This is a genomic window from Streptomyces cinereospinus, from assembly GCF_042430725.1.
Taxonomy (GTDB): Bacteria; Actinomycetota; Actinomycetes; order Streptomycetales; family Streptomycetaceae; genus Streptomyces; species Streptomyces cinereospinus.
The window spans coordinates 1-3,804 of record NZ_JBHMCY010000144.1; the positions used below are offsets into that span (position 1 = coordinate 1).

At 74.1% G+C, this 3,804-nt stretch carries 2 protein-coding genes; both read right to left on the minus strand.

Features of this window, described 5'->3' with window-relative positions:
- On the minus strand, positions 1-1,004 hold a 1,004-nt coding region (locus ACFF45_RS35040; RefSeq protein WP_381351070.1), incomplete at its 3' end, for a beta-ketoacyl synthase N-terminal-like domain-containing protein.
- On the minus strand, positions 1,001-3,804 hold a 2,804-nt coding region (locus tag ACFF45_RS35045), incomplete at its 5' end, for a type I polyketide synthase (RefSeq protein WP_381351071.1). The genes ACFF45_RS35045 and ACFF45_RS35040, both read right to left, overlap by 4 nt.

Consider the following 3,804-nt stretch of genomic DNA (forward strand, 5'->3'; position numbering starts at 1 on the left):
CCCAGGACCGTCCCCGTCCCGTGCCCCTCCACCACATCCACATCCACCGGCGACAGACCGGCAACAGCAAGCGCCTGCCCGATCACCCGCTGCTGCGACGGACCGTTCGGGGCGAACAGGCCGTTGCTGGCGCCGTCCGAGTTGACCGCCGAGCCGCGGACCACCGCCAGCACCGGGTGACCGTTGCGGCGCGCGTCGGAGAGCCGTTCCACGAGGAGGACACCGGCGCCCTCGGCCCAGGCGGCCCCGTCTGCGGCCGCCGCGTACGAGCGGCACCGGCCGTCGGGGGACAGTCCCTTCTGCCGACTGAACTCGACGAACGCCTCGGGTGTCGCCATCACGGCGACGCCACCGACCAGCGCCAGGGAGCACTCTCCCGCACGGAGCGCCTGGGTGGCCGTGTGCAGGGCGACGAGCGAGGACGAGCACGCGGTGTCCACCGTGACGGTCGGGCCTTCGAGACCGAGGGTGTAGGAGACCCGGCCGGAGGCGACGGCGCCGGTGTTCGCGTTGGCGGGGTAGTCGTGGTACATCACGCCGGCGAAGACACCGGTGGCGCTGCCCCGCAGGGACACGGGGTCGATGCCCGCCCGCTCGATCGCCTCCCAGGAGCACTCCAGCAGCAGCCGCTGCTGCGGGTCCATCAGCAGCGCCTCGTTGGGGCTGATGCCGAAGAAGGCGGGGTCGAACCGGTCGGCCTGGTGCAGGAAGCCGCCTTGGCGGACGTACGTCGTCCGGGGGCGTTCGCCGGTCGGGTCGTACAGTTGGTCGGTGTTCCAGCCCCGGTTGGACGGGAAGTCCGAGATCGCGTCGACCTCGTCGGCGACCAGCCGCCACAGGTCCTCGGGGGATGTGACGCCGCCCGGGTAGCGGCAGGCCATGCCGACGATCGCGATCGGCTCGGAGATCGCCGCGGTGAGCTTGGCGTTCTGGGCGCGCAGGAACTCCGCCTCCTTGAGCGAACTGCGCAACGCGGCGACGAGCTTGTTGTCGGAGCCGGTCATCGGTGGTCTCCACTCATTCCGGTCGAGTCGAAATCGTCGCGTCCGCCCAGGGCCAGGTTGATCAGGGCGTCGGTGTCCATGTCGTCGATCGAGCCGACCTCGGCGGCGACGGGGTCGAGCTCCGCCGGGGCCGCTCCGCCGAGTTCCAGGAGACGTTGCAGGAGGCCCGCGTCGCGCAGTCGGCTGAGCGGTATGCCGTGCAGTACGTCCCGGATCAGGCGCTCCGTGTCGGGCGCGTCGGGTTCGCCGTCGCCGGTGCCGGGTGCCAGTTGGGCGGTGAGCTCGGTGGCCAGCGCGGTGGCGTTCGGGTGGTCGAAGACAAGGGTGGGCGGCAGGCGCAGGCCGGTCGCGGCGTTGAGCTGGTTGCGGAACTCGACCGCGCTCAGCGAGTCGAAGCCCAGTTCCTGGAACGGACGGGCGGCCGGGATGTCCTGCGGCCCGGCGTGCCCGAGGATCGCGGCGGCATGCGTCCGGACGACTTCGAGCAGTTCGGCCTCGCGGTCGTCGGCCGGCAGCTCCGCCAGGCGGCGCAGCAGCACGGCCGCCGTGTCGGCCGCCGTCGCCGGCCGTCCCGCGGGCCGCCGTACGAGGGCCGTGAACAGCGGGGGCAGGTCGGGCCGGCCCGCCAGTGCGGCGAGGTCCAGCCGGATCGGTACGACGGCCGGGGCGTCGGTGCCGAGCGTCGCGTCGAGCAGGGCGAGGCCGTCCTCCTCGGACAGCGGCCGCACGCCGGAACGGGTCATGCGGCGCCGGTCGCCGTCCATCAGGTCGGCCGCCATGCCGTCCGCGCCGTCCCACAGGCCCCAGGCCAGGGAGTGGGCGGGCAGTCCGTGAGCGCGCCGGTGGACGGCGAGCGCGTCGAGGAAGGCGTTGGCGGCGGCGTAGCCGCTCTGACCGGGGTTGCCGAAGACACCGGCGGCCGACGAGAACAGGACGAACGCCGACAGCTTGGCCGTCCCGGTCAGTTCGTGCAGGTTGAGCGCGGCGTCGACCTTGGGGCGGAGCACCGCGTCGACCCGTTCGGGTGTGAGCGATCCGATCACGCCGTCGTCCAGGACACCGGCCGCGTGCACGACTCCGGTCAGCGGGTGGTCGCCGGGTACCGCGGCCAGGACGCGGGCCAGCGCGGCCCGGTCGGCGACGTCGCACGCCACGACCTCGGCGTGCGCGCCCGCCGCGGAGAGTTCGGCGACGAGTTCGGCGCTGCCCGGCGCGGCGGGGCCGCGCCTGCCGAGGAGCAGCAGACGCCGGACTCCGTGCGCGGTGACCAGGTGGCGGGCGACCAGCTTGCCGAGCATGCCGGTGGCGCCGGTGAGCAGGACCGTGCCGTCCGGGTCGAAGGCCGGCGGCCGGTCGGTGGGGGTGGCGGGTGCGGAGGGCCTGGTCAGCCGGGCCACCCGGGCCTCGCCGTCACGGACGGCCACCTGGGGTTCCCCGGTGGCCAGCGCCGCCGGCAGCGAGTCCAGGTCGTCCAGGTCGGCCAGCACGATGCGGCCCGGGTTCTCCGACTGCGCGGAGCGGACCAGGCCCCACACCGCCGCCCCGGCCAGATCGGTGACCTCGTCGGCGGCGACCGCGTGTCTGGTGGCGACCACCAGGGTGGACCGGGCGTACCGGTCGTCCACCAGCCAGGCCTGCAACGCGCCGAGGACGCGGCGGACCTCGCGGTGCACGGCGTCACCGTCGTCGCCCGGCTCGGTGGCCAGCACGACCACCTCGGGTACGGTGCCGTCCGCGTCGAGCCTGTCCCAGTGTTCCCAGGTGACCGGCGTTGTCACCGCCGTGGGCACGGGCGTCCACGCCAGTTCGAACAGCGCGTCCTGCCCGGCGGCGCGCGCGGCGGCGAGCTCGGACGTGTCGATGTCCCGCAGCACCAGCGACTCGACCGAGGCGACCGGCCCGCCGGTGTCGTCGCTGATGGCCAAGGTGACCCCGCCCGCGGTCGCCGGGGAGATCCGTACCCGCAGGCGGGTGGCGGTCGGAGCAGGGATCGTTACCCCCGTCCAGGCGAACGGCAGCCGGAGCGGGGCGGGTGCACCGGCCCGGAGGCCGATGGCCTGGAGGCACGCGTCGAGCAGCGCGGGGTGCAGGCGGAAGCCGTCGCCCGGCGACGCGGCGGCCGGCAGGGTCACTTCGGCGCAGACCTCGTCACCGTGCCGCCAGACAGCCGTCAGTCCCTGGAAGGCGGCGCCGTACGCCAGCCCGTCGCCGGCCAGGTCGTCGTAACGGCCTGTGAGGTCGACCGGGGTGGCGTCGCGCGGCGGCCACTCGGCGCTCGCCGGGGCGGGCGTCGGGGCAGGCCTCGGGAGTGATACCGCCGCCCGTACGGCACCGACGGCGTGACGGACCCACGGGCGGCCGGCATCGTCACCACGGGAGTGCACGCTGACGGGGCGGGCCCCGGAGTCGTCCGGCGCGCCGACGAGGACCTGGACCGCGACACCGCCCTGGTCAGGTATCACCAACGGCGCTTCGAGCACCAACTCGTCGAGCAGGTCGCAGCCGGTTTCCTCGGCCGCGGTGATCGCCAGTTCCACGAACCCGGTGCCGGGAAACAGGATGGAGCCGCCGACCACGTGATCCGCCAGCCACGGCTGGGCGTGCACCGACAGCCGTCCCGTGAACATCACCGTCTCCGAGTCGGCGACCGTCACGGCAGCGCCGAGCAGGGGGTGTTCCGCCCTGGTGAGCCCGATGGACTCGGGGTCACCGCCGACTGCGCTGCCCGTGTTCCAGTACAGCTGCCGTTGGAAGGGGTAGGTGGGGAGGCCGTCGAGGTGGTGCCCGCCGGGGTGCAGGG